General features: G+C 71.5%; 17 protein-coding genes and 1 pseudogene. 13 read left to right on the plus strand and 5 right to left on the minus strand.

Features of this window, described 5'->3' with window-relative positions; translation table 11 throughout:
- The 5 genes and pseudogenes from AB0K03_RS40365 to AB0K03_RS40385 all read left to right on the plus strand — a co-directional run.
- Positions 1–235, plus strand: a pseudogene (locus tag AB0K03_RS40365) (sugar ABC transporter ATP-binding protein); the annotation flags it as partial.
- Positions 232–1,494, plus strand: coding sequence for an ABC transporter permease subunit (locus AB0K03_RS40370; RefSeq protein ID WP_364697215.1), 1,263 nt, complete (start codon positions 232–234; stop codon positions 1,492–1,494). The pseudogene AB0K03_RS40365 and the gene AB0K03_RS40370, both read left to right, overlap by 4 nt.
- The gene (locus tag AB0K03_RS40375; RefSeq protein WP_364697218.1) at positions 1,491–2,645 is read left to right on the plus strand and encodes an ROK family transcriptional regulator; all 1,155 of its coding nucleotides are present in this window, start codon (positions 1,491–1,493) and stop codon (positions 2,643–2,645) included. The genes AB0K03_RS40370 and AB0K03_RS40375 overlap by 4 nt, the downstream gene beginning before the upstream one ends.
- A 69-nt stretch (positions 2,646–2,714) precedes the next feature.
- A complete protein-coding gene (locus tag AB0K03_RS40380; RefSeq protein WP_364697221.1) occupies positions 2,715–5,030 on the plus strand; it encodes a glycoside hydrolase family 9 protein in 2,316 nt (771 codons plus the stop codon).
- Between the two features lie 157 nt (positions 5,031–5,187).
- Complete coding sequence (locus tag AB0K03_RS40385; RefSeq protein ID WP_364697224.1) at positions 5,188–6,948, plus strand: GAF domain-containing SpoIIE family protein phosphatase; 1,761 nt, start codon at positions 5,188–5,190, stop codon at positions 6,946–6,948.
- Here AB0K03_RS40385 and bluB read toward each other — a convergent pair.
- Entirely contained in the window at positions 6,926–7,546 is a 621-nt protein-coding gene (gene bluB, locus AB0K03_RS40390) for a 5,6-dimethylbenzimidazole synthase (protein ID WP_364697227.1), read from the minus strand. The genes AB0K03_RS40385 and bluB overlap by 23 nt on opposite strands.
- Positions 7,547–7,623: 77 nt before the next feature.
- On the opposite strand from bluB, the gene AB0K03_RS40395 reads away from it, so the two are divergent.
- The 4 genes from AB0K03_RS40395 to AB0K03_RS40410 all read left to right on the plus strand — a co-directional run bounded on the left by AB0K03_RS40395 (position 7,624) and on the right by AB0K03_RS40410 (position 11,026).
- The gene (locus AB0K03_RS40395) at positions 7,624–8,619 is read left to right on the plus strand and encodes a magnesium transporter CorA family protein (protein WP_364697230.1); all 996 of its coding nucleotides are present in this window, start codon (positions 7,624–7,626) and stop codon (positions 8,617–8,619) included.
- Between the two features lie 22 nt (positions 8,620–8,641).
- Positions 8,642–9,100 (plus strand): OsmC family protein, encoded by a 459-nt coding sequence (locus AB0K03_RS40400; RefSeq protein WP_364697233.1) that lies wholly within the window; start codon positions 8,642–8,644, stop codon positions 9,098–9,100.
- 70 nt (positions 9,101–9,170) lie between these two features.
- The gene (locus tag AB0K03_RS40405) at positions 9,171–10,109 is read left to right on the plus strand and encodes a ribose-phosphate pyrophosphokinase (RefSeq protein ID WP_364697236.1); all 939 of its coding nucleotides are present in this window, start codon (positions 9,171–9,173) and stop codon (positions 10,107–10,109) included.
- Complete coding sequence (locus AB0K03_RS40410) at positions 10,106–11,026, plus strand: glycoside hydrolase family 88 protein (protein ID WP_364697239.1); 921 nt, start codon at positions 10,106–10,108, stop codon at positions 11,024–11,026. Before AB0K03_RS40405 ends, AB0K03_RS40410 begins: the two co-directional genes overlap by 4 nt.
- Here the strand turns inward: AB0K03_RS40410 and AB0K03_RS40415 are convergent.
- Together AB0K03_RS40415 and AB0K03_RS40420 are read right to left on the minus strand one after the other, a co-directional pair.
- Positions 11,023–12,000 (minus strand): YafY family protein, encoded by a 978-nt coding sequence (locus AB0K03_RS40415; protein ID WP_364697242.1) that lies wholly within the window; start codon positions 11,998–12,000, stop codon positions 11,023–11,025. The genes AB0K03_RS40410 and AB0K03_RS40415 overlap by 4 nt on opposite strands.
- Positions 12,001–12,048: 48 nt before the next feature.
- Positions 12,049–14,109 carry a response regulator gene (locus AB0K03_RS40420; protein ID WP_364697245.1) on the minus strand — a complete coding sequence of 687 codons (2,061 nt, stop codon included), beginning with the start codon at positions 14,107–14,109 and terminating at the stop codon, positions 12,049–12,051.
- A gap of 316 nt (positions 14,110–14,425) precedes the next feature.
- Here AB0K03_RS40420 and AB0K03_RS40425 point away from each other — a divergent pair, with 316 nt between their 5' ends.
- From AB0K03_RS40425 to AB0K03_RS40440, 4 genes are all read left to right on the plus strand, one after another.
- Positions 14,426–16,159 carry a serine/threonine-protein kinase gene (locus AB0K03_RS40425; protein ID WP_364697248.1) on the plus strand — a complete coding sequence of 578 codons (1,734 nt, stop codon included), beginning with the start codon at positions 14,426–14,428 and terminating at the stop codon, positions 16,157–16,159.
- A 429-nt stretch (positions 16,160–16,588) separates the two neighbouring features.
- Positions 16,589–17,776, plus strand: a complete 1,188-nt coding sequence (gene tuf, locus AB0K03_RS40430; protein WP_364697251.1) for an elongation factor Tu — start codon at positions 16,589–16,591, stop codon at positions 17,774–17,776.
- A 226-nt stretch (positions 17,777–18,002) separates the two neighbouring features.
- Complete coding sequence (locus AB0K03_RS40435; protein ID WP_364697254.1) at positions 18,003–23,906, plus strand: DNA/RNA non-specific endonuclease; 5,904 nt, start codon at positions 18,003–18,005, stop codon at positions 23,904–23,906.
- Positions 23,907–23,927: 21 nt separating this feature from the next.
- Positions 23,928–24,524 (plus strand): hypothetical protein, encoded by a 597-nt coding sequence (locus tag AB0K03_RS40440; RefSeq protein WP_364697257.1) that lies wholly within the window; start codon positions 23,928–23,930, stop codon positions 24,522–24,524.
- 105 nt (positions 24,525–24,629) lie between these two features.
- On the opposite strand, the gene AB0K03_RS40445 is transcribed toward AB0K03_RS40440, so the two are convergent.
- Together AB0K03_RS40445 and AB0K03_RS40450 are read right to left on the minus strand one after the other, a co-directional pair.
- Entirely contained in the window at positions 24,630–25,031 is a 402-nt protein-coding gene (locus AB0K03_RS40445; RefSeq protein WP_364697259.1) for a PLD nuclease N-terminal domain-containing protein, read from the minus strand.
- A gap of 72 nt (positions 25,032–25,103) precedes the next feature.
- Positions 25,104–25,655: a hypothetical protein gene (locus AB0K03_RS40450; RefSeq protein ID WP_364697262.1), complete on the minus strand. Its 552-nt coding sequence runs from the start codon at positions 25,653–25,655 to the stop codon at positions 25,104–25,106.
- Positions 25,656–25,689: the final 34 nt, after the last annotated feature.

Below are 25,689 nucleotides of genomic sequence, written 5' to 3' on the forward strand. Positions count from 1 at the left end.
CGGCGTCGTGCTCATCTCGCACAACATGAACGACGTCTTCGCCGTCTCCGACCGCATCGCCGCCCTCTACCTCGGCCGGATGGCCGCCCAGGTCAGGACCAACGAGGTGACGCACTCGCAGGTGGTCGAGCTGATCACGGCCGGCCGCAGCGGCTCGTTCGGCCTGCCGCCGGAGCGCCCGGAGGCCAACGGCGACGGCCTCGTCGTCGACATCACGCCCGGAGGCGACCAGTGACCACCAGCGCCACGCACACCACCACGGCCGGCGGCGTCGAGGTCGCCCAGCCGACGGTGGCCAGTCACCTGCACGACTACTGGAGGCGGGTCCGCGGTGGCGACCTGGGCAGCCTGCCGGCCGTCCTGGGCCTGATCGTGCTCTCGCTGATCTTCGCCGTCGCCCGGGAGACGTTCACCAGCCCGCTCAACTTCGCCAACCTGTTCAACCAGGGCGCGCAGGTCGTGTTCATCGCGATGGGCCTGATCTTCGTGCTGCTGCTGGGCGAGATCGACCTGTCCGCCGGCTTCGCCAGCGGCGTCTGCGGCGCGGTCATGGCCATCCTGCTGACCAACCACGGCTGGCCCTGGTACGGAGCGATCCCGGCCGCCCTGCTCACCGGCCTGGTGATCGGGCTGGTCCTCGGCCTGCTGATCGCGAAGGTCGGCATCCCGTCGTTCGTGGTGACGCTGGCGGCGTTCCTCGGCTTCCAGGGGCTGCTGCTGGTGCTGCTCGGCGGCGGCGTGAACATCTCCATCCGCGACCCGTTCGTCATCGCGCTGAACAACAAGAACATCCCGGTGCTGTGGAGCTGGATCCTCGCCGTCGCGGCGGTGGCCGGGTACGCGCTGGTGCAGCTGAGCCGGCGGCGCGGCCGGGCGGCGCGGGGGCTGACGACCGACCCCATCGGCATCGTGCTGCTGCGCGTGGGCGGGCTCGGCGCGGTCGTGCTCGCCACCACGGCCGTGCTGACCCAGGAGCGGGCCGTCAACCCGGCGATCAACTCGCTCAAGGGCGTACCCATCGTGGTGCCGATCATCGCGGCGTTCCTGATCCTGTGGACGTTCGTGCTGGGGCGGACCACGTACGGCCGGCACGTCTACGCGGTCGGCGGCAACACCGAGGCGGCCCGCCGGGCCGGCATCCCGGTCGACCGGATCCGCATCTCGGTGTTCGTGATCGGGTCCTTCATGGCGGCCATCGGCGGCATCCTGGCGGTCAGCCGGGCCAGCTCGGTGGACCCGAACACCGGCGGCAGCAACATCCTGCTGTACTCGGTGGGCGCGGCGGTGATCGGCGGCACCAGCCTCTTCGGCGGCAAGGGCAAGGTCATCAACGCGGTCATCGGCGGCGCGGTCATCGCCGTCATCGACAACGGCATGGGGCTGATGGGCTTCTCGTCCGGTCAGAAGTTCATCTTCACGGGTCTGATCCTGCTCGTCGCGGCCAGCGTCGACGCCCTGGCCCGGCGCAGGGCGGCTGCCACCGGCACGCGATGAGGGCCGCACCCAGCCGGGAGGAGGTCCGCCGGCACAACCTGGGCACGCTGCTGCGGTACGTCCACGTGCACGGCGCGACGTCCCGTGCGGAGCTCACCACCCGGCTGGGCCTCAACCGCAGCACCATCGGCGCGCTCACGGCGGACCTCGCGGCCGCCGGGCTCGTCTTCGAGCGCACCCAGCGCGACACCGGCCGGGCCGGGCGACCCTCACTGGTCGTCCGGCCCCGGTCGGCGACGGTCTACGCGTACGCGCTGAGCATCGAGGTGGACCGGGTCCGGGCGGCCCGCGTGGGGCTGGGCGGCCGCATCCTCGACCGCCGGGAGGCGCCGCGCCCGCCCGGCATGCCCGTACCGGATGCGGTGCGCCCGCTCGCGGCCTTCGTGCGTGACATGACCCGGGAGGTCCCGGACGACGCGCGGTTCGTGGGCACCGGCGTCGCCGTCGTCGGCCGGTCCCGGGCCGCGGACGGGACGGCGGTCCTGGTGCCGCGGCGCCAGATCGAGGATCTGACGGCCGGCGAGCTCGGCGTGCCGGGCCGGGTGAGCGTGGGCAACCACGCCGAGGTCTCCGCCCTCGCCGAGCACAGCCGGGGCGCCGCCGCGGGCTGCGACAACGTCCTCTACCTGTACGGCGACATCGGCGTCGGCGCGGGCATCGTCGCGGACGGCCGCCGCACGCTGGGCCGCGGCGGCGAGGTCGGGCACGTGGTGGTGAACCCGTACGGCCGGCCGTGCCCGTGCGGGTCGCGCGGCTGCTGGGAGACGGAGATCGGCGAGCGGGCCCTGCTCGAGCACGCCGGCCGGTCCGGCGAGTCCGGGCGGGAGGCGGTGCTGGGCGTGGTCGCGGCGGCGATGCGCGGCGACAACCGGGCGCAGTCGGCGATCCGCGAGGTCGGCGGGTGGCTCGGGTTCGGCGTGGGCAACCTGGCGAACATCGTCAACCCGGAGGCGGTCGTCTTCGGCGGCACGCTGCGCGACATCTATCTGGTCGCCGCCGCGCACATCCGCAGCCGCATGAACGCGGTCGCGCTGCCGGCCTGCCGCGAGCAGGTCCGGCTGCGGACGCCGGGCCTGGGGGAGGACGCGGCGCTGATCGGCGCCGCCGAGCTGGCCTTCGAGCGGCTGCTCGGAGATCCGCTGGTGAACTGACGATCATTGCCTCTGGGAGCGCTCCCATGCAACGATGGCGGTCACTTCGTTGCCTGCGAGGAGCCGGTCATGAGAGTGCGTACCCTGCTGGCCGTGCTGGCGCTCGGCCTGGCCTGGATCGTCGCCCCCGAGGGCGCGTCCGCCGCCCCCGCCCACAGCTACGGCGAGGCGCTGCAGAAGTCGCTGTTGTTCTACGAGGCCCAGGTGTCCGGCAAGAAGCCGGCGTGGAACCGGGTGTCCTGGCGCGGCGACTCGGCGATGCGCGACGGCTCCGACGTCGGGCTCGACCTCACCGGCGGCTGGTTCGACGCCGGCGACCACGTGAAGTTCGGCCTGCCGATGGCGTTCACCACGACCATGCTCGCCTGGGGTGCGGTCGAGAACCGGGACGCGTATGCGAGCTCCGGCCAGCTCACCCACCTGCTGAACAACCTGCGCGTGCCCAACGACTACTTCATCAAGGCGCACCCCTCGCCCAACGTGCTGTACGGGCAGGTCGGCAAGGGCGACGACGACCACAAGTGGTGGGGCCCGGCCGAGGTGCTGCCGATGGCGCGGCCCGCGTACAAGATCGATGCCAGCTGTGGTGGCACGGAGCTGGCCGCGGAGACGGCGGCCGCGATGGCAGCCAGCTCGATGGTCTTCCGCGCCACCGACCGGGCGTACGCGGACACCCTGCTGACCCACGCCAAGCAGCTCTACACGTTCGCCGACACGGTCCGGAAGAGCTACCACGAGTGCATCACCGACGCGACCGCCTTCTACAAGTCCTGGAGCGGGTACGCCGACGAGCTGGTGTGGGGCGCCATCTGGCTGCACCGGGCCACCGGTGACGCCTCCTACCTGGCCAAGGCCGAGGCCGGCTACGACGCCCAGGGCAACGAGAACCAGACCAGCACCAAGATGTACAAGTGGACGATCTCCTGGGACAACAAGCAGTACGGCACCTACGTGCTGCTCGCCCAGCTGACCGGCAAGCAGAAGTACCTCGACGACGCCAACCGCTGGCTCGACTGGTTCACCGTCGGCGTCAACGGCGAAAAGGTCCGCACCTCACCCGGCGGCATGGTGGTCGTGGACAGCTGGGGCGCCCTGCGCTACGCCGCCAACACCGCGTTCGTCGCGCTCGTCCACAGTGACCACATCGCCGACGCCACCCGCAAGCAGCGCTACCACGACTTCGCCGTCAAGCAGATCAATTACGCCCTCGGCGACAACCCGCGCAACTCCAGCTACGTGATCGGCTTCGGCGCCAACCCGCCGAAGAACCCCCATCACCGTACGGCGCACGGCTCCTGGTGGGACAGCCAGCAGGTGCCCGAGCAGACCCGGCACACCCTGTACGGCGCGCTGGTCGGCGGTCCTTCGTCGCCGGACGACGCGTACACCGACAAGCGCAGCGACTACGTGATGAACGAGGTGGCCACCGACTACAACGCCGGGTTCACCTCAGCCGTGGCCCGCCTCTACGGCGAGTACGGCGGCGCGCCGCTCGCGAACTTCCCGCAGCCCGAGAAGCCGGACATGGCGGAGCTGTCGGTCGAGACCACGATCATGCAGAACGAGACCCGGTCCACCGGGGTCAAGGTCGTCATCTACAACAAGTCCGCGTTCCCCGCGCGGGCGCTGACCGCGGGCAAGTTCCGTTACTACTTCACCCGCGACGGCGACGCGGCGCTGACGGTCAGCTCGCCGTACACACAGGGCTGCCCGGCGCCGGCCGCGGCGAAGCAGTACTCCGGCGACGTCTGGTACGTCGAGGTCGACTGCACCGGCTACACGATCGCGCCGGCCGGGCAGTCCGCGCACCGGATGGAGGTGCAGCTCAAGATCGGCGTCGTCGAGGGTGGCACGTGGGATCCCACGGACGACCCGTCGTACCAGGCGGCGGCCGGTCCGAACACGGGCGTGCCGTTGTACGACGGCACCACGCGCGTGTGGGGCGACGAACCGGGCGGCGCGAACCCGAGCCCGTCGCCGTCGCAGCCGTCGCCCTCACCGTCGCAGCCGTCGCCCTCTCCTTCCCAGCCGTCACCGTCCCAGCCGTCGCCGTCGCAGCCCTCGCCGGCGTCCGGGTGCCGGGTCGCGTACAGCACCAACGACTGGAGTTCCGGCTTCACCGCGACGGTCACCGTGACCAACGGGCCCACCGCGGTGACCGGCTGGACGCTGACCTTCGCGTACGCCGCAGGGCAGAAGGTGACCCAGGCCTGGTCCGCGGAGGTCACCCAGGCCGGCACCCAGGTGACCGCCCGGAACACGGCCTACAACGGAACCCTCGCCCCCGGCGCGACGGTGAGCTTCGGCTTCAACGGCACCCACACCGGAAGCAACCCCCGCCCGGCGTCCTTCGCGCTGAACGGAGCCGCCTGCACGGCCGCGTGAGACGTCCACCTACGGGTGATCGTGGGCGGGCTCGCGCGCGGGTAACGTGGCTGCGCGACCTGTCGGTGGGGGCCGAGGCGTGGGCGCGCCGGTGCGCAGGTGGTGCCGCAGCCCACCGGAGGACCCCATGACGCGATGCGATCGACCGCGTGACCCCGTGCTCACCGATCCGGTCCGGCTGCGGTCGCTGCACCGCTCGTGCCTCGCCGCGGCGCCGGACGAGACGTTCGACCGGATCGCCGCCATGGTGTGTCGGCTGCTCGGCGTGCCGGTCACCCTGGTGTCGCTGGTGGACGCCGACCGGCAGTTCTTCCCGGGCGCCGCCGGGCTGCCGGAACCCTGGAACACCAAGCGGGAGACCCCGCTGAGCCACTCGATCTGCCGGCACGTGGTCCGGGAGGGGCGGCCCAGGATCTTCCGGGACACGCGTACAGACCCGCAGGCCGGTGACTGCCTCGCAATTCCCGGTCTCGCCGTGGTGGCGTACGCGGGGTTCCCGCTCACCGATGTCGACGGCCAGGTGCTCGGCGCGCTGTGCGCCATCGACGACCGGCCGCGCGAGTGGACGCCGGCGGAGCTGGCCGTCGTGGCGGACCTCGCCGTGGCGTGCTCGTCGGAGCTGCGGGTGCGGATCGCGTGCGGGCTCGCCGACGAGGCCCGGGTACGGGCCGAGGGCGCGCGGACGCACTTCGCGGCCCGCGTACGGCTGGCCGAACGGCTGGCCCGGGCGGACAGCGTCCCGGCCGTGCTGGAGTGCGTCGTGGCCGCGCTGGTCCCCGGGACGGCTGGCTGGGCCGCCGCCGTCCTGGTGGACGACCCCGCCGGGATCGCCGTCCGCTACGCCGGACCCTGCCCGGTCGCGGCCGTGCGCCGGCTGGCCCGCACGGAGGCCGAGGGGTACGCCGGGGGCAGCCACCTGACCGTTCTCACCCGCCCGGCAGATGCCGAGGCGCCGCGGGGCATCCAGGTTCGCGGCGCCGACGAGCGAACCGCCGCGCTGGTCCGGGAGACCGGCTGCCTCGCGTACCTGAGCGTGCCGATCGTCGCGCCGGCGACGGGCTCGGTCCTCGGCGTCGTCCTCGCCGGGTCCGGCCGGGGGTGGTTCTCCGGCGCGGAGGCCGCGACCGTGGTGCACGCCGGCCGGGCCGCCGGGCCGGCCGTCGAGGGCGTCCGGCTGCAGCGGCGGCACCGGCACGTCACCGAGGTGCTGCAGCGCAGCCTGCTCGGGACGCTGCCGGTCATCCCCGGCGTGGAGCTGCACGCCCGCTACCTTCCGGCCGGCCCGGACACCACCGTGGGCGGCGACTGGTACGACGCGTTCGAGCAACCCGACGGCTCGGTGATGCTGGCGGTGGGCGATGTGTGCGGCCACGACATCGAAGCCGCCGCGGCGATGGGGCAGCTGCGAAATCTGGTGCGGGGCAACGCGTACGGACGCACGGACGAGCCCGGCAGGGTGCTGCGGCAGGTGCACTCGGCCGTGGACGGCATGGCGGTGCCCGTGATGGCCACGATGCTGCTGGCCCGCCTCGTCCGCGACCCGCGCGGGCACGCCGTCAGCTTCGCCAGCGCCGGGCACCTGCCGCCCCTGGTGGTCCGCCCGGGCGGCGGCGTCGAGGTGTGGTGGGAGCAGCCGGAACCGTTGCTCGGCCCGGTGCCCTGTCCGCAGCGCACCACACACCACCGGACACTGCCGGCCGGCTCGACCCTGCTGCTCTACACCGACGGGCTGGTGGAGGAGCCGGGACGCATGGTCGACGCGGGCATCAGGCGGGTCGTCCGGCTGCTCGACGCCAACCGGCGCCTGCCCGGGGACCGGCTGTGCGAGCTGCTGCTCGCGGCGGCGCCGAGCCGGCGCGACGACATCGCCCTGCTCCTGGTCCGCCCCGGGCCGGTCACCAGCGGTCGTGGTGGATGAGGTCCGCCAGCGGGGTGCGCGTACGCCAGCCGTGCCGTTCGAGGTCCGGCACGGTCTCCAGGTGGGTCACCGGGCCGAGGCAGAGCCAGGCGACGGGCCGTACGCCGGCCGGGATGCCGAGCAGCTCGGCCAGGAACTCCTCGCGGTAGAACGACACCCAGCCCACGCCGAGCCCCTCCGCGGTCGCGGCCAGCCACAGGTTCTGGATCGCCAGGCACACCGAGTAGAGGCCCGCGTCGGCGATCGCGTGCCGGCCGAGGACCGCGGGCGCGCCGCGCTGAGGATCGTACGTGACCACCACCGACAGGCCCGCCTCCAGCACGCCGTCGATCTTGATCCGGGCGAAGCGCTCGGCCTCGGCGCCGCTCAGGGTCGCGGCGAAGGTGGCGCGTTCGTGCTGCACGTGGTCGTGGAAGCGGCGGCGGGTGTGCTCGTCGTGGACGAGGACGAAGTCCCACGGCTGCGAGAGGCCCACGCTGGGCGCGGCGTGCGCGGCGGTGAGGATCCGGTGCAGGACGTCCGCCGGCACGGGGTCGCCGGTGAACTCGGCGCGTACGTCGCGGCGGCGGCTGATGACGTCGTAGATGTCGGTATTCATCGAGGGCCGACTGTAGCGGTCGCCGTCGCCGCTCCCGCGCGGCTGGAACCCCGGGCGTGGGGGCATAGTGCTGTGTTGTGACACAGATCTGTCCCACCACCACCCGGCTCTACGAGGGCGGCGGCGTCGTGGCCGAGGGCTTCGGCGCCGCCGACATCCCGCGGCTGCTGGAGGAGCACCCCAAGGCCGTGGTCTGGCTCGACCTGTTCGACCCGGACCTACCGGACCTCGAGGCCGTCGCCGCCGAGTTCGGGCTGCACCCGCTCGCCGTCGAGGACGCGGTGCACGACCACCAGCGGCCCAAGATCGACCGGTATCCCGGCCACCTCTTCATGAACGTGTACGCCGTGCAGGTCACCACCGGCGACGGCGATCCCCAGGTGCGGAAAGCGGAGATCAGCTCGTTCGTCACCGATCGCGCGCTGATCACCGTACGCAAGTCCGAGAGCGACCTGACGCCGTTCATCCGCCGCTGGGACGCCGACAGCGAGCTCGCCCGCGACGGCGGGGTCGCGTTCCTCGTGTACGGCCTGCTCGACGTCGTCGTCGACGGGCAGTTCGCGGCCGCCCGCGCGCTCGACGAGGCGATGGACGACGCCGAGGACGCGATCCTGGACGAGGGCGGCGCGCCGAGGCCCGTGCGGATGTACGGCTTCGCGCTGCGCAAGGCCCTCGCCGCCCTGCGCCGGCCGGTCGCGCCGATGCCCGACGTCATCGCCACCGTACTGCGCGCCGAGACGGGCCTGGTGGACGAGCGTCTGGCGCCGTACTACCGCGACATCGACGACCACGCCCGGCGCGCCACGGAGACCATCGACAGCGCCCGGGAACGCATCAACGGCCTGCTGGAAGCCGATCTCAACGAGCAGAGCAACCAGCTCAACGACGTGACCCGCAAGCTGGCCGCCTGGGCCGCCATCATCGCCGTGCCGACCGCGCTCACCGGCTTCTTCGGTCAGAACGTGCCCTACTGGGGCTACGAGCACCTGTCCGGCTTCGTGGTGAGCACGGCGCTCATCGTGGTGTCGGCCGGCGGGCTGTACGCGTACCTGAAGCGGCGCGGCTGGCTCTGACGCCTCCCTTAGGGTGACGACCATGGGACTTTCGCATCACGCGCGGCTGGAATGGGACGGCTCCACGGGGCAGGGCTACCGGGCCTACTCGAGGGCCCACTCGGCGACCGCTCCGCCCGCCGAGGCCTCCCTGCGGCTGAGCGCCGACCCGCACTTCCGCGGCGACGAAGAGCTGCTCAACCCGGAACAGCTGCTCGTCCTGGCGGCGAGCTCGTGCCAGATGCTGTCGTTCCTGTCGCTGGCGGCGCGCAAGCACCTCGACGTGGTGCGCTACACCGACGACTCCACCGGCCACCTCGGCGAGGACCTGCGCCGGGCGCGGATCGAGCGGATCGAGCTCAACCCGGTCGTCCACGTCGCGCCGGGCACCGACGAGGAGCTGGTACGGCGGCTCGTCGAGCAGGCGCACGAGGAGTGCTACATCGCCAACTCGCTCACCTCGGCGATCACGATCACGGCGACGGTGGTGCCGGTCGGGTAGACGGCCCGGCCTGGTCAGGGACCCGGTGGTCGCCCGTCCGTGTCGGAATCGCGGACATTAGGGTGTGCCCGTGCGTGACATCGCCGTGTTCACCGGAAACGCCCACCCCGACCTCGCGAAGGAGATCTGCGAGCACCTCGGCGTGCCGCTGCTGCCCGCGCGGACCTCACGGTTCGCCAACGACTGCATCGAGGTGCAGCTGCAGGGCAACTGCCGCGAGCGCGACGTGTTCCTCATCCAGCCGCTCGTGCCCCCGGTCCAGGAGAACCTCGTCGAGCTGCTGTTCATGCTCGACGCCGCCCGCGGCGCGTCGGCCGGGCGGATCACCGTCGTGCTGCCGCATTACGCGTACGCCCGCAGCGACAAGAAGGACGCCCCGCGCATCTCGATCGGCGGCCGTCTCGTCGCCGACCTCCTGCAGACCGCGGGCGCGCACCGGATCCTCGCCATGACCCTGCACTCCCCGCAGGTGCACGGCTTCTTCAGCGTCCCGGTCGACCACCTGCACGCGTTGCGGGAACTGGCCAACCACTTCCGTGGCTACGACCTCAGCAACACCGTCGTGGTCTCACCGGACCTCGGCAACGCCAAGGAGGCGGCGGCCTTCGCCCGGATGCTCGGCATCGAGGTGGCCGCCGGCGCGAAGCAGCGGTACGCCGACGACAAGGTCGTGATCAGCTCGGTGATCGGCGAGGTGGCGGACCGCGACGTGATCATCCTCGACGACGAGATCGCCAAGGGCAGCACGGTCTTCGAGCTGCTCGGCCGGCTGCGCGAGCGCAACACCCGCAGCATCCGGGTGGCCTGCACGCACGGCCTGTTCGCCGCCGACGCGGTGCAGCGGCTCTCGGCGGAGAAGGACGTCGAGGAGATCGTCTGCACGAACACCGTGCCGATCCCGGCGGCGAACCGTACGGACAAGCTGACCGTGCTCTCCGTGGCGCCGGCGCTCGCCGAGGCGATCCGCCGCATCCACAACGGAGAGTCCGTGAGCGCCCTGTTCACATGAGCTCGCGGGTCCTCACTGCGCTGCTGGCGATGCAACGCCAGTCGTGGGAGCAGGGTGTCGCCGCGCAGGCCGCGCTCGACCTCGGTCACGACGACCTCGCGCTGCTGCTCGCCGAGGCGGCCGTGGCCCGGCAGAGCGCCGACGGCCGCCTCGGCGACGTGGACGGGGAGGCCGGGGCGGTCAACGGCGCCTGCTGCGGCGAGGCGGTACTGGCGGCGTACGCGCGTACCGGTGATCCGGTCTTCGCCGAGGCGGCCCGGCGCCAGCTCGCCTGGCTGGCCGCCGACGCGCCCCGGGCCGCGGACGGCACGCTCTTCCACCTGCTCGGCGGTCGCGAGGCCTGGGCGGACACCGTCTACATGGTGGTGCCCTTCCTCGCGCTCAGCGGCCGCCCGGACCTGGCGTGGCAGCAGATCGAGGGCCACCGCGCACGGCTCTGCCACGACGGCCTGTACTCGGCGATCTGGTCGGAGGACACCGGTGCGCTGCGCCGGGCCGATCACTGGGGCGGCGGGAACGGCTGGGTGGTGGCTGCGGTGGCCCGGACGCTGCGCCTGGTCCCGGCCTTCCCGGAACGCGACCGGCTCGCCGCCCACGCCCGCGAGGTCCTCGACGCCTGCCTGCGCCTGCGCCGCGACGACGGGCTGTTCCACGACGTCCTCGACGACCCGTCGACCTTCCCGGAGACCAACGCCGCGCAGATGTTCGCGTACGCCGCCCTCACCGGCGCGGCCGACGGCTGGCTTCCCCCGGCGTACGCGGACACCGGCCGCGACCTGCTCGCTGCGGCGACCCGGCAGCTCGACCGGTACGGCGTCGTCCGCGGCGCGGCGGCCTCGCCGCACTTCGACCGCCCCGGGGCGTCCAGCGAGGCCCAGGCCTTCCACCTGCTGGCCCGCGCCGCCGCTGAGCGTTAGGGGTTGCCTGCCACGGCCTGGTGGAAGCGATCGGCCAGCTGGGCGAAGGCATCGGCGAGCTCGCGTGGCCCCACGACTTCGATGTCGGCGTCGTAGCGGGCGAAGGCGGCGGCCAGGCCCGGCCACGACCAGGAGCCCAGGGTGAGCCGGCAGCGGCCGGGGCCGGCCTCCTCGACGATGCCGTCGCGGGTGTAGGTGGCGACCGTGGCGGCCGGCGCGCCGAGGATCACCGTGCCCCGGCAGGGCCAGGTCCCCGAGGCGTCGGCCGAGCCACGGAAGGTGCTGGTGACGTACGTGGCGACGTCCCCGCCCGGCATCTCCCGCGGGGTGAAGCGGGGGCCGTTGGGCGTCCGCAGCAGCATCCGGTCGGCGCGGAACGTCCGCCAGTCGTCGCGGTCGAGGTCGAACGCGATCAGGTACCAGCGGCCGTCCCAGGTGACCACGTGGTGCGGTTCGACCCGGCGCGGGGGCCGGTCGGTGGTCCCGGAGCCGTAGTCGAAGCGCAGGATCTCCCGCGCGTGGACGGCGGAGCCGAGCGCCAGGAGCACGTCGCCGTCCACGGTCGCCGCCGGTCGGGTGGTGGGCCGGTCGACGGCGGTGACCCGTACGGCGTCGATGCGGTGCCGCAGCCGGGACGGCATGACCTGGCGGACGGTGGTCAGCGCGCGGGCGGCGTCCTCGGCGAGACCGTTGCCGGCGGTGGTGGCGGCGATCTGCAGGGCGACGGTGAGGGCGACCGCCTGGTCGTCGTCGAACAGCAGCGGGGGCAGCTCGGTGCCGGCGCGCAGCCGGTAGCCGCCGTCCGGCCCCTTGATCGCGGCGATCGGATAGCCCAGCTCCCGCAGCCGGTCGACGTCGCGGCGTACCGTTCGCAGGCTGATCTCGAGGCGGTCGGCGAGCAGCGTCCCGGGCCAGTCGCGGCGGGTCTGCAGCAGCGACAGCAGGGCCAGCAGGCGGGCGGACGTCTTCGGCATGACCGCGATTCTGCCCCGCGAAGGTGCCAGGAACTGGCACCTTCGCGGTCAGGAGCCGGGCTTCGGCGGCTGGGGGCCGCACAGGGCCCGGATGGCGCCGAGCAGCGTCGAGCGGGTGAAGGGCTTCTCCACCAGCATGCTGTTGGCGTCGAGGTGCAGCTGCGGCCCGAGCGACGCCGCCGTGTAGCCGGACATGTAGAGGACCGGCAGGTCCGGGCGGTGCGTCCGCAGCGCCGACGCGAGTTCCGGGCCGGTCATCGTGGGCATCACCACGTCGGTGATCAGCAGGTCCGGGTGCGCGCCCGCGGCGACCTGGCCGACCGCGGTGAGCGCGTCGGTGGCCACCGTGATCTCGTAGCCGGCCGGTTCGATGAGGCGCTGCACGAGCTGGGCCACCTCCGGCTGGTCCTCGACGATGAGGACGCGGCCGATGACCGCCGGGGTGACGCGGCGGTCCACGGCGGGGGAGGGCCGCTCCTCGGCCGCCGGCAGGTACAGGTGGACGGTCGTACCCATCCGGGGCTGCGATTCCAGCGTGATGTGCCCGCCGAGGCCCTGCACGATGCCCGCCGCCGTGGCCAGGCCGAGGCCGGCCGCGGTGGGCCGGGTGGTGAAGAACGGTTCGAGCGCGCGCCGGCGGGTCTCGTCGCTCATGCCCACGCCGGTGTCCTGGATGACCAGGTGCACGCAGCGGCCGGCGGGGGCGCCCTCGGCGAGCTGGCCGGGCTCCACCACCTCGTTGGTGGCGGCGACGCGGAGCATGCCGCCGTGCAGCATCGCGTCGCGGGCGTTCGCGGCGAGGTTCACCAGGGCCTGCTCGAGCGGGCCGCGCTCGGCGCGGACGGGCCACACGTCGGGACCGAAGGCCAGGTCGAGCCCGATCCGTTCGCCCAGGGTGCGGCTGAACAGGCTCTGCACGTCGGTGAGCAGGTCCGGGATGGGGATGATCTCGGGCCGGTTGCCTTCCGTACGCCCGAAGGCGAGCAGCTGATGGGTCAGCGTCCGGCCCGTGGCGACCGCCTGCAGGATGTCCTGTGCCATCTGGTGCTGCGGGCTGCCTTCGGCCGTCGTCGTCGCGATCATGTCGGCGGAGCCGGCGACCACGGTCATGAGGTTGTTGAAGTCGTGCGAGATGCCGCCGATGAGCTGGCCCATGCTGTCGAGCCGGCGCAGGTGGTCGAGCTGGCGTTTGAGGCCCTTGGCGTCGATGTGGTCGGTGGTGTCGGTGACCATGCACAGCACGCCGCGGTGCCGTCTCCCGTCCTCGATCGGCATCATGCTCATCCGGACGCTGCGCCGGGAACCGTCGGCGCGCAGCAGGCTGGTGGCGCCCACGGTGGAGCGTCCGGCCTTGCACTCGGCCAGCCGCCGGGTCAGGTCCGCCTGGCCGTGCTCGTCGAGGAAGCCGCGCAGGGAGACGCCGACGAGCTGGGCGCGGGGCAGGCCGAGCACCACACCGATGGGCTCGTTGGCGTACGTCGCCACGCCGGTCTCGTCGAGCTGCAGCACCCCCTCCGGGATGGTCTCCAGCACCCGGCGGTACCGCTCCTCGCTGGCCCGCAGCCGCTCCATGGCCCGGGCCGACGACAGCGCCAGCGACAGCTCACCGGCGATGTCACGGGCGAGCTCCACCTCGGCGGGTGAGTAGATCGTGCCGGGGGTGGCGCGGGTGAGGGCCAGATATCCCGCGTACGTGTTGTCGACGATGACCGGGCACAGCACGGCGGCGTGCACGGCCGGCGCGGGCACGCCCGGGTCGACGTACGCGGAGTGCCGCGGCAGGGGCAGCTCGGTCAGCGGATCGGTGCCCTCGGACGCCAGCACCACCGGCCGCCGGCTCGCGGCGAGGCTGGTGGAGAAGTCGTCGTCGGGCAGCTCGCCGGCGCGGTCGAGCAGGCGCGTGTACGACTCGGCCTGACTGTCGTCGGCGTGGTGGTAGGTGATGGCCTCGTAGCGCCCGTCGTCGCGCAGCAGCTGCACGCCGGCGCCGTCGCCGAGCATGTCCGCCGCGGCCCGCGCGGCGGTCGAGCACACCTTCCCGGTGTCTTCCGAGACGCGGCTCAGCGCCAGCGCCAGGTCGGCCAGTGCGTACCGGAGGGGATAAGCCATGACACCCATGTGGCAACTATCTGCGTAACTGCCCGGCGGTGCGGGCGGTTCACAAGGAATGCAACCGTCCGGCCGAGCCCGATCCCACCGGTCTCACCCGCCCGGGCCCGTCACTCTGGGCGTTTCCGCAGCTCACCACCCCCCTCATGGGCTGGAACGAGGCGGGGGCCCGGTGGTGACGGGTCGGCGCGGACAACGTCCTGTCGTGCGAACTCCGACGTGGAGAGTTGCGCATTGATACGGACAAACAGCATCATTCCGGTCGGCCGAGTCGATTGCCGGAGAAACGCGGCGGGGCGGAAGGACACGACCACAGGTGGACAAGGATCCCACGAGCAGCGGCGCGCGGGCGGATTCCGACGGCGCGTCGACCCTCGATCTGAGCGGCCGGTGCGTCGGCAGCTCGTACATCCTCATCCGCCCCATCGGGCAGGGCGCCACCGGCACGGTCTGGCGCGGGGTCGACCGCGCCTCCGGTGAAGCGGTGGCGGTCAAGCTGCTGCACGAGAGCCTGCTGCGCCAGCCCCGCCTCGTCACCCGCTTCGTGCAGGAGCGCACGATCCTGCTGATGCTGCGGCACCGCAACGTGGTCCGCGTCCGGGACCTGTTCAGCGTCGGCGAATCGCTCGGCCTGGTCATGGACCTCGTCCCCGGCGGCAGCCTGCGCGACCACCTGCGCGAGCACCACACGCTGCCGCCCGCCGAGGCGGCCCGGCTGGGCGCCCAGGTGGCGGCGGCGCTGGCCGAGGCGCACGAGCTGGGCATCGTGCACCGCGACCTCAAGCCGGACAACATCCTGCTGCACCTCGAGGACGAGCGCCTCGACATCCGGCTCACCGACTTCGGCATCGCCCGGGTGCTCAACATGCCGAGCATCACCACCACCAACGCGGTGGTGGGCACGCCGCACTACATGGCGCCCGAGGCGTTCCACAGCTCCAGCACGAGCCCCGCCGCGGACGTGTACGCCCTCGGCGTGCTGCTCTACGAGATGGTGTCGGGGCGGCCGCCGTACGACAGCGACACCGTGACGGAGCTGATGCGGCTGCACCTGCAGGGCGACCCCGAGCGCCGGCCCGGCGTGCCCGACGCGCTCTGGGACGTCATCGCCGGCTGCCTCGAGCAGAAGCCGCGGCTGCGGCCGTCCGCCGCGGAGCTCGTCGCCGACCTGGGTGCGGTCGCCCGGTCCACGGCGGACGCGCCGGCCCTGCCCGCGCCGGCCGCCCGGCAGGACGCCAAGCCCCGCAGGTCTCGCACGCCCGACCCGGAGCCGCCGGCCCCGGCGCCACCGCTGCACCCCTCGCTGGCGAGCATGCGCAAGCTGCCGGTGCCCCGCCGGCGCAACCAACCGGCGAGCTGGCGATGGGCCCGGCCCTGGGCGATGATCGGGCTGGTGTGCGCGGCGATGGTCGCCTCCGGCGTCGCGACCACCGCGTGGCACATGGGCCGCGCCGACGGGGACCTGCGGGCCGGCTCGCCGCTCGCCGGGTCGCCGGCCGCCGCCGGCCCCGTAACCCTGGCCCCGTCCGTCGTCGCGTCCGCGTCGGCGACCGCCCGCAAGGACTCCGGCAGCGCGGCGGCCGACCGGCTGCAGGCGAACACCCACGCCGCGGCCGCGCGCGCGATGACGACGCCCCGCGCCCGCCACACACCGAAGCCGGCGAAGACGAAGGCCCCCGTCATCGAGAAGACGGAGGGCCCGTGGGAATGCCACGAGCAGATCGCATGGGACTTCCGGAATCCGCTCGTTCCGACACCCTGCCGCCAGGTCGGCCAGAAGGTCCGGCTGTCGGCGAAGCTCACCTCGCCGGGCGACGGGACCGGCATGATCTCGGTGGGTCTGCTCGACGTGGCCGCCGGATCGACCGTGGGCGCCACCAAGACGTGCGGCCGGCTCTTCTTCACCGACGGCGCACGCACGCAGGAATGCGGCACGCTGACGGTCAGCCCGCAGCGGGGACGCCGGTACAAGGTCGTCATGTCGTGGCGCTTCAACAACGGCGAGCGGCTGCAGAGCGGTTCCGCGCGGGGCGAGGAGTTCTCGTTCTGAGGCGGTAGGGTCCGCACCGTGCGCAAGACACTGGCCGGTGGCCTCGCCCTCGCGGCCGTCGTGCTCGGCCTCGGCGTGGTGTGGGCCCTGTCCGCCACGCGCCGACCTCATGAAGGTGCTCACGTGGCTGGATCCGGCGACGACGCCGCGCATCGTGATGGCGCCGCTCGCCGACATAGGCCGCGTCTGAAATAAGCTCGCGCACTCTGGCGTTGCGGCCTACCGTGATCGCCATGTTCGCGCCCGGTCTGCAGCTGCCCGCGGGGTTCCCCCTGCCGGCCGCTCCCGCGTGCGTTCTTCCCGGCGCCGATACCCGAATCTGACCCTTCCCCCGCCGCAAGTCCGGCACCGCCGGGGGAAGGGTGGTCCGTCCCTGCGCGGGTTCCGGCATCCCTTTCCCGTTTCTTACATCCAGTAAGGACATTCCCCATGGCCAAGAGCCAGTTCGTCCGTACCAAGCCACACCTGAACATCGGCACGATGGGACACGTCGATCACGGCAAGACGACCCTGACGGCCGCCATCACGAAGGTCCTCGCCGAGCGTGACCCGGCAACCAACCGGTACGTCGCGTTCGACGGGATCGACAGGTCCCCGGAGGAGCACGACCGGGGCATCACGATCACCATCTCGCACGTCGAGTACGAGACCGAGCACCGCCACTACGCCCACGTCGACATGCCGGGGCACGCCGACTACGTGAAGAACATGATCACGGGGGCGGCGCAGGTGGACGGCGCGATCCTCGTGGTCTCCGCGCAGGACGGCGCCATGCCGCAGACCCGTGAGCACGTGCTGCTCGCCCGGCGGGTCGGGGTGCCGTACCTGGTGGTGGCGCTCAACAAGAGCGACGCCGTCGCGGACGAGGAGCTGCTCGAGCTCGTCGAGCTGGAGGTCCGCGAGCTGCTCACCGAGTACGGCTTCCCCGGCGACGAGGTGCCGGTCGTGCGGGTCAGCGCGCTCAAGGCCCTCGAGGGCGACCCCCGGTGGACGCGCTCGATCGAGGAGCTGCTCGACGCGGTGGACGCGTACGTGCCGATCCCGCCGCGCGAGCTCGGCGAGCCGTTCCTGATGCCGATCGAGAACGTGCTCACCATCAGCGGCCGGGGCACGGTCGTGACCGGCAAGGTGGAGCGCGGCACGCTGCGCGCCGGCGAGCCGGTGGAGGTCGTCGGTCTCGGGCCGACGATCGCCACGGTGGCCATCGGCCTGGAGACCTTCGGCAAGTCGCTGCCGGAGGCCGAGGCCGGCGACAACGCGGCGGTGCTGCTGCGCGGCATCAAGCGCGACCAGGTGCAGCGCGGGCAGGTCGTGGCGCTGCCGGGCAGCGTCACGGGTCACCGCAGCTTCCGGGCCCACATGTACGCGCTGACGAAGGAGGAGGGCGGCCGGCACACGCCGTTCGTGGCGAACTACCGGCCGCAGTTCTTCTTCCGTACCACGGACGTGTCCGGCGCGATCGACCTCGGTGACCTGCCGATGGTCCTGCCGGGCGACACCGTGGACCTGACCGTGCACCTGGGCAAGGAGGTGCCGATGGAGGCCGGTCTGGGCTTCGCGGTCCGTGAGGGCGGCCGTACGGTCGCCGCCGGCACGGTGACCGAGGTGCTCGACTGACGAGAGGGCCGTCCCGCGAGGGGCGGCCCTTTCCCCACGCCGACGGCTCCGCGCCGGCCGCCACTCCCTGAAAGAGGCTTTAGGCCCTAGTCAAGCCATCGATCTAAATGGATGGTTTAACGCCTGAAGAAACCAACGGGGGAGGTAGGCCATGCCCGTCCGTTCGTCCGTCCGAAGTGGACCCAGGGTTGTCGGCGTCCTGGCGCTGGCGTTGACGATCGCACTCGTGGATCCGGCTCGTGCCGGCGCAGCACGACGGGCGCCGGTTCCGGCGGCGCCCCTGCGCTCCGGTCCGGTGGACCTGGTGCCGGCGAAAGTCGTGCAGGAACAGGTCGCCGCCGCCCGGCAGGCTCTGTCGGCCGTCACGGGCGCTCCGCGCGCCGCCGAGAACGCCACCTATTACGCGCCGCGAACGCCGGCGCGCATGACTCCTGAGTCGACCCACCCGGTGGAATTTCTGCTGACCAATTCCACCGCCGCCACCTGGCGAGCCAAGGACAAGGTGCTCACCTACCGGTGGTCGCGTGTGGACGGCAAGCATGTCGACGGCGACGACGAGATCCGTACGGCACTGCCCCGCGATCTGGCGCCGGGCGAGTCGGCGACGTTCGAAGCCCGCGTGGCCACGCCCGACGATGAGGACGAGACCGGAGCCTTCCTGCTGGCGTGGGAGGTCTTCGACAAGAAGACCGGGAAGTGGCTGTCGCAGAGCGACGGCGTTCCCGCCCTGACCCGCACCGTGACGATCGAGAAGCCGACCTCCGGCCCTCTGGGCCTGGAGAAGTTCTTCTCGTTCGCGGGCAACAACACCGGCGCCGGGTCGACCCTGATGAACAACACCGGGACCGGCAACAGCGTCTGGACCTACAACGCCTTCACGAATCCCGGCCGGGGTCTGACCACGTTCGCGCGGTTCTCCTACAACTCGCAGGACAGGTCTGACACGGGGGCCGGGCACGGCTGGTCGTTCCAGCTGTCCGGGCCCGTCCGGCTCGGCGAACCGCTGGACCTCGAGGACGGCTCGCACCCGAAGGAGGTCGAGCTCACCGACGGCGACGGCACCACGCACCTGTTCCGCAGGCAGGCCGACGGCTCGTACCGGGCGCCCGCCGGGGTGCACTACCGCCTGACCTCCAAGCCGGGCCTGGACTGCGACGAGCACAAGCCGGACACGGCGGACGCCTGGACCATGACCCGTCCGGACGGCACCGGCTTCCGGTTCGACTGCGCCGGCTACCTCAGATCCGCCGCCGACAAGAACGGCAACACCCAGACCTTCACGTACGAGCACCGCACGTCCGGGAAGACGAAGTTCCTGACCGCGATCACCGACCCGGCAGGGCGGCGGACGCTGAGCGTCGAGTACTACGACGAGCGCAGCACCGCGGACGACGACGTCGAGAACCACGTCAAGTCGATCACCGACGTCTCCGGCCGGCGGATCACCTTCGACTACTCCCATGAGGCGCTGCTCACCAAGCTGACCGACGGTGCCGGGACGGCGCAGCCCAAGGTGTTCCGGTTCGGCTACGACGACGATGACGACGACGGCCGGCTGGTCAAAGTCACCGACCCCCGCGGCAACAGCACGAGCCTGTCCTACGTGGACGACCACTCCGACGACCGGTTCGAGGACTGGACCCGCTCGATCATCGACCGTGCCCATGGCACCACCACGTTCGGCTACACGGCGTTCAAGGCCGGCACGAACTACGTCGAGACCGCGGTCACCGACGCGGAGAAGCACACCGCCAAGCACGTGACCGACGACTTCGACCGCCCCATGCGCACTGTCAACGCCAAGAACCAGCAATCCGTCATGGCCTGGGACGCCGACAACAACGTCACGTTGCTGCGGGAGGCGAACGGCGCGCAGACGGCGTACTGCCACGACCCGCTGACCGGCTACCCGCTGTGGGAACGCGACGCGGAGCAGAACCGCAACGGCGTCCCGCCGCAGACGCTGTGCGCAGCAGGCCAGTACCCGGCCAAGGCGCGGCAGTACGAGTACCGCATCCGTCCGAACGGTTTCTCCGCCGACCTCGTCCGCAAGACCTCACCCGGCGGCCGCACGTGGACCTTCGCGTACGACGCGCGGGGCAACCTGACCGCGGTCACCGACCCGAAGGGAGTGGCCTCCCCGGCGACCGGCGACTACACCAGCCGCTACGAGTACGACGAGTACGGACAGCTCACCAAGGCGACCGACGCGAACGGCAACGCGACGGTCAACGCCGACTTCGGCCCCACCGGCTATCCGGAGCGGATCACCGACGCGCTGAACCACTCGTCGAGGTACCTCTACGACGAGCGCGGCCAGGTCACCACGGCGACCGACGCGCTCGGCAAGAAGACCACCCAGGCGTACGACACCTATGGCCGGCCGTTGGCCTTCACCGAGCCGAAGGACCAGGCCGCGGGTGACATGATCACGACGCCGGCGCCGGTGTACGACGCGAACGACAACGTCACCCGGGCGACCGCACCCAACGGGGCGGTGTCCACCGCGGTGTACGACGTCCTCGACCAGATCGTGGAGGCGACCGCGCCACGCGACTCGGCGACCGCACCGGAGCGGGTCACGCGGTACACGTACGACAGGACGGGACACGTCAGGACGAGCACCGAACCCAAAGGTGTCGCGTCGGCGGACCCCGGCGACTACACCACGACCAACCACTACGACGAGATCTATCAACTGACGTCCGTGGTGAACCCGCTCGGCGGCACGATCTCCTACCGGTACGACGACGTGGGCAACGCGATCCTGGTCACCGACCCGAAGAAGAACGCGACGCCGGACAAGGACGACTTCTCGGCGAAGTACACGTACGACTTGAACCACCGGCTGATCGGATCCACCGACGCGCTCGGCAACACCAGCACCCGCGGGTACGACGCCGACTCCCTGACCGTCTCCACGCGCGACACCGCCGGCAACGAGACCCTCTACGCCTTCGACGAGCGGGCCAAGCCGGTCGAGACGATGGTTCCCCGCACGGGCACCGGCACCCAGATCGTCTACAGCATCACCCGCACCGAGTACGACCAGGTCGGCAACGCCGTCCGGGTCATCAGCCCGCGCGGCACGCAGACCACGGACCCCGACGACTTCGCGGCCCGCACCGAGTACGACGCGCTGAACCGCCCGGTCAAGCAGTTCCAGCCGTACGACCCGGCAGACGGACGCTACAACCACGCGGACGTGTACACGGAGACGGGCTACGACGAGGCCGGCCGGATCAGCCGGACGTCACTGCCCCCGTCGGAGGGGCAGACGCAGCGCAGCGACACGACGTACACGTACTTCGACAACGGGTGGACCAAGTCGTCGACCGACCCGTGGGACATCGTCACCACCTACGACTACAACGAGATCGGCCAGCAGACCGCGCGGACGCTGACGTCGGCCGGCGGGTCGACCGGGCGCACCATGGGCTGGTCGTACTACCCGAACGGCAAGCTGAAGGCGAAGACCGACGACGGCGTGCCGGTCGGCAGCGCGGTGCCGATGGCTGACAACTCCGACGCCCAGCACGTGACCGCCACGGGCGAGTGGCTGACGGCCAGCGCGGCCGGACAGCAGGGCTTCGACCACCGGGTGCACGCGGCGGGCGCGGGCGAGGACACGTTCACCTGGACCCTCACCATCCCGCGCGACGGCACGTACACGGCCTATGTGAAGTTCCCGCAGGTCTCCGGCGCCGCCACAGACGCGAAATACACCATCACCCACGCCGGCGGGACCACCGAACGCACGGTGGACCAGACCGGCGGCGCGGGCACGTGGGTCAACCTGGGCGCCTACGAGTTCTCCCAGGGCGATGTCGCGAAGCTGGAGCTGGCCCAGAACGCCGGCGGAGTCGTCGTGGCCGACGGCGTCAAGCTGGTCCGCGACACGTCCGGCGAGGCGGACACCGAGAAGCACGACTTCCGGTACGGCTACGACCTCAACGGCAACCTGGCCTCGATCGACGACCTGTCGTCCGGGGCGAAGGCCGACGCGTACACGCTCGCGTACACCGAGCTGGACCAGGTCAGGTCGGTCACCGAGTCGTTCAAGGGCGAAGCGAAGAAGGCGACCTCCTACACGTACGACGCCAACAGCCAGGCGGAGACGATCACGCACCCGGAGCAGTTCTCGCGGTACACCTACGATCTGCGAGAACTCATCGCCACCGTCTCGGTGGGCTCCTCACCGGACGATCCCGCGCCGAAGGTCACGTCGTACACCTACACGGATCTCGGTCAGGTGGCGCGGGAGACCAAGGACAACGGCAACACCGTCGACACCACCTACTTCGCGGATCGCACGGTGCGCGACTCCACAGAGAAGAAGGCCGACGGCACGCTGGTCGCGTCGCACGTGTACGGGTACGACGCCAACGGCAACAAGGCACGCGACGAGGCCCGCAAGATGAACGCGGACGACCACACGGCGTACCTCGACTCCACCACGGAGTTCACCTACGACCCGGTGGACCGCATCGCCCGGTCGGCCAAGACCGGCAACGGCGCCGCCACCGAGACCTACGTCCACGACGACAACGCCAACGTCATCAGCCAGACCGTCGGTGGCGTGTCGACGACCTTCCGGTACGACCGCAACCGGCTGCAGTCCTCGACCACGGGCGGCGCAACCTCCGCCTTCACCTTCGACCCGTTCGGCCGGCAGGAATCCGTGTCCCGCGGCGGCCAGGTGGTATCGCGCAACGTCTACGACGGCTTCGACCGGGTGGTCGAGTCCGAGGACCGCGACGCGGACGGGTCCATGAAGAAGACGACCTTCGCCTTCGACCCGCTGGACCGCACCGTCTCGAAGACGGCCGACGGGGAGACCACCGACTTCTCGTACCTCGGACTCTCGCAGGAGGTGCTGAGCGAGGAGGTGGACGGCGAGCTCGCCAAGTCCTACCAGTACAGCCCCTGGGGCCAGCGCCTTTCGCAGATCAAGCACAACACCGACGGGACGACGGAGGACGGTTTCTACGGCTACAACAGCCACACCGACGTCGAGACCGTCACCGACGGTGCAGGCGACACCAAGGCCACGTACGGCTACACCGCCTACGGCAACGACGACCGGACGGAGTTCACCGGCATCGACAAGCCCGACCCCGGTGACCCGACGAAGGAGCAGTACAACTCGTACCGCTTCAACGCCAAGCGCTGGGACCCCGACTCGGGCACTTACGACATGGGCTTCCGCGACTACGACCCGGGCATCAACCGCTTCGTCACCCGGGACCTCTACAACGGCGCGCTCGCCGACATGAGCCTGGCCACCGACCCGTTCACCGGCAACCGGTACGCCTTCACCGGTGGCAACCCGGTCAGCAACGTGGAGATCGACGGCCACTTCGCCCTGCTGCTCGCGGCCGCGGCGGCGGTGGCGGTGCTCGAAGTCGTGGCCGTGGTCGTCGTCGCGGTGGTCGTGGTCCTGGCCGTCGCGGCGGTCGTCGAGAAGGTCGCCGAGGAGGTCAGCGAGGCCCGCGACGACGCGGCCGAGGACGAGGCCGAACCGGAGCGCAAGCCGGATCCCACGCCCCGCCCGCCGGGCCCGGCCACGGACACCGACGAGAAGAAGGGCTGCGGTGGCCCGTGGGTCAGGCACGGTGAGACCGACGCGGCGAACGGCAACCGGGCCACCGGCGTCGAGGCCTGCCTGACCTCGGAGAACATCAAGGGCGGAACGGAGACCAGCACGACCGTGCGGCCCCCGGGGTACAACTGGGCCGGCCGAACCGTCGCCTTCTTGGGCGGCACGCCGCCGGCCGACGTCAACAACTGCCATCTCCTCGGCAAGCAGCTGGGCGGTTCGGGAACCGACCTCAAGAATCTGGCCACCTGCTCTCGGCAGGCCAACGACCCGGGCATGAAGAGCATCGAGAATCAGGTACGCGCAGCAGTCGACGCCGGGCAGGAGGTGCACTACACGGTCACGCCGATCTACTCGGGCAATCGCACCGTGCCGACCGGCTTCCACATGACCGCGTACGGCACCAACCCCGACGGCACACCCGGCATCAACATCGACACGATCGTGCCCAACACCTACAACGGGACTAACCTCGGGACCTTCAACGATCCCAACACCGGCCAACCAGTGCCGACCGGCGGCACGTCTTGACGGCCGATTCGAGGAGACGTGATGACTGAACCCGCGGAGCTGCAGACGCTGCTGGGATACATGCCGCCACCGACGGAGAGCGACACCACCGTCGACTGGGACCGGATGGCCGAATCCTGGGGGACGCCTTTCCCCGCCGCCTATCGGCGGTTCATCGAGATCTACGGTCCGGGATACATCCAGGATTATCTGGTGATCGGTAAGCCCGAGCCGTGGGCGGAGCCGTCCGAGGGCAAGCCCAGCGACATGCGCGCCGGCACGGCGACCGTCCAGGCCCAGTGGCGCGAGGCGCGTAGGGAGCACAACCTCGAGGGCACGGCACCGCGGCTCATCTACTGGGGGACGGACAGCAGCGCCGACAACCTGTGCTGGGACGCCACGGACCCGGATCCCGAGCGCTGGCCGGTGCTCGTCTACAACCGCGGCGACGACACCTGGCGGCGTTACGACTGCGGCATGGTCGAGTTCCTCGTCCGCCACCTGGAGGGCGACTTCCCGGCGTGCCCGCTGGGAGACATCTACCTGTTCGGGCGCAAGCAGGCGGCCTTCCTCACGCACACGGAGTACATGCGCCGGCTGCGCGCCGGTCTGGATCCCTGGACCGGCGATCCCTACTGACTCTCTTCGTCCGGCGGCGTCCTGCACCACGAGAACGCCGCCGGACGGTCCGGGCCTCCAGCCTTGTCGATGCCCCTGCCATGCACATGATTCATCTCGAATGCTTCACTGCTGCTCATCGCGCTTGCGCAGCTCGTCCTCGCGCCGGCGCAGGTCCGCCTCCCAGCGCTTCATCATCGACTCGTCCTCCTTGAGGCTTCGAGCGAGGTTGCGCAGGAACTCCGGGTCGTCGTCCGGGGCGACCGGACCCTTGCGCGGGCGCTCGGCCTCGGGGAAGCCACTGCCCGGGCGCCACATCTCGCCGTTGCTCATCCGGACGGCTCGCGGCGGTCGGCCCGCCACGAACCAGGCGATCGCGCCGATCGGGGAGAACAAAAGGATGATGAAGACCCACGCGATCCGGGGCAGGGCGCGGATCGCGTACTCCTCGGCGGAGAGGCAGTCGATGAGGGCGACCACCAGCAGCGCCAGGTCGAGGAGCATGAAGAGCGAGTAGAGGCGGATCATGGCGGAGATGTTCTCAGACTTCTCCCAGCCACGCGGTACCCCGAACGGCCGATGCGGGCGTGTCGGCGGGGGTCAGAGACCGGCCGCGGCGTCGTATCGGCTGCGCAGGCCGGCCATCTCGCGGTCGGAGAGGGCCTCCTTCTGCGCGAGCTCGACGTACTTCGGCGGGAACATCTGGCGCAGCCGGTCGGCGTACGACGTGCCGGCGGTGGCCTCGACGACCCGGATGCCCGGCGGCTCGGTGGACAGGTCGAGGATGACCGGGCCGGCCAGCTTGACCGCCACGTCCCACGGCCGGCCCTGCTCGGCGACCCCGCAGAGGTGGAAGCCGTAGACCGTACGCACGTCGGCGAGCGTGCTCACCCCGGCCGGCTCGTAGCCGTAGACCCTGACACCGCAGATGACCGCCGGCTTGTCCTGGGCAGTGGTGGCCTGGTGCCCGGCGTGGTTGTGCTGTCCCGGGTCCGACTGTTCGAGTGTCGTCCGCATCCGGTCGGTGATCTGCGCCGGCAGGTCCGCCCGGTGCGCGTCCGAGCCGGTCGTGGTGACCAGCGCGACCGTGCCGGCCGTCGCCGCCACGACGAGCCCCGCCGCCCACCTGGCCCGGGTGCGGTTCCATTCCATCGGTCGATTCTCCCGTCCGGCGATGTATGGGAGC

The organism is Actinoplanes sp. NPDC049316, from assembly GCF_040677315.1.
Taxonomy (GTDB): Bacteria; Actinomycetota; Actinomycetes; order Mycobacteriales; family Micromonosporaceae; genus Actinoplanes.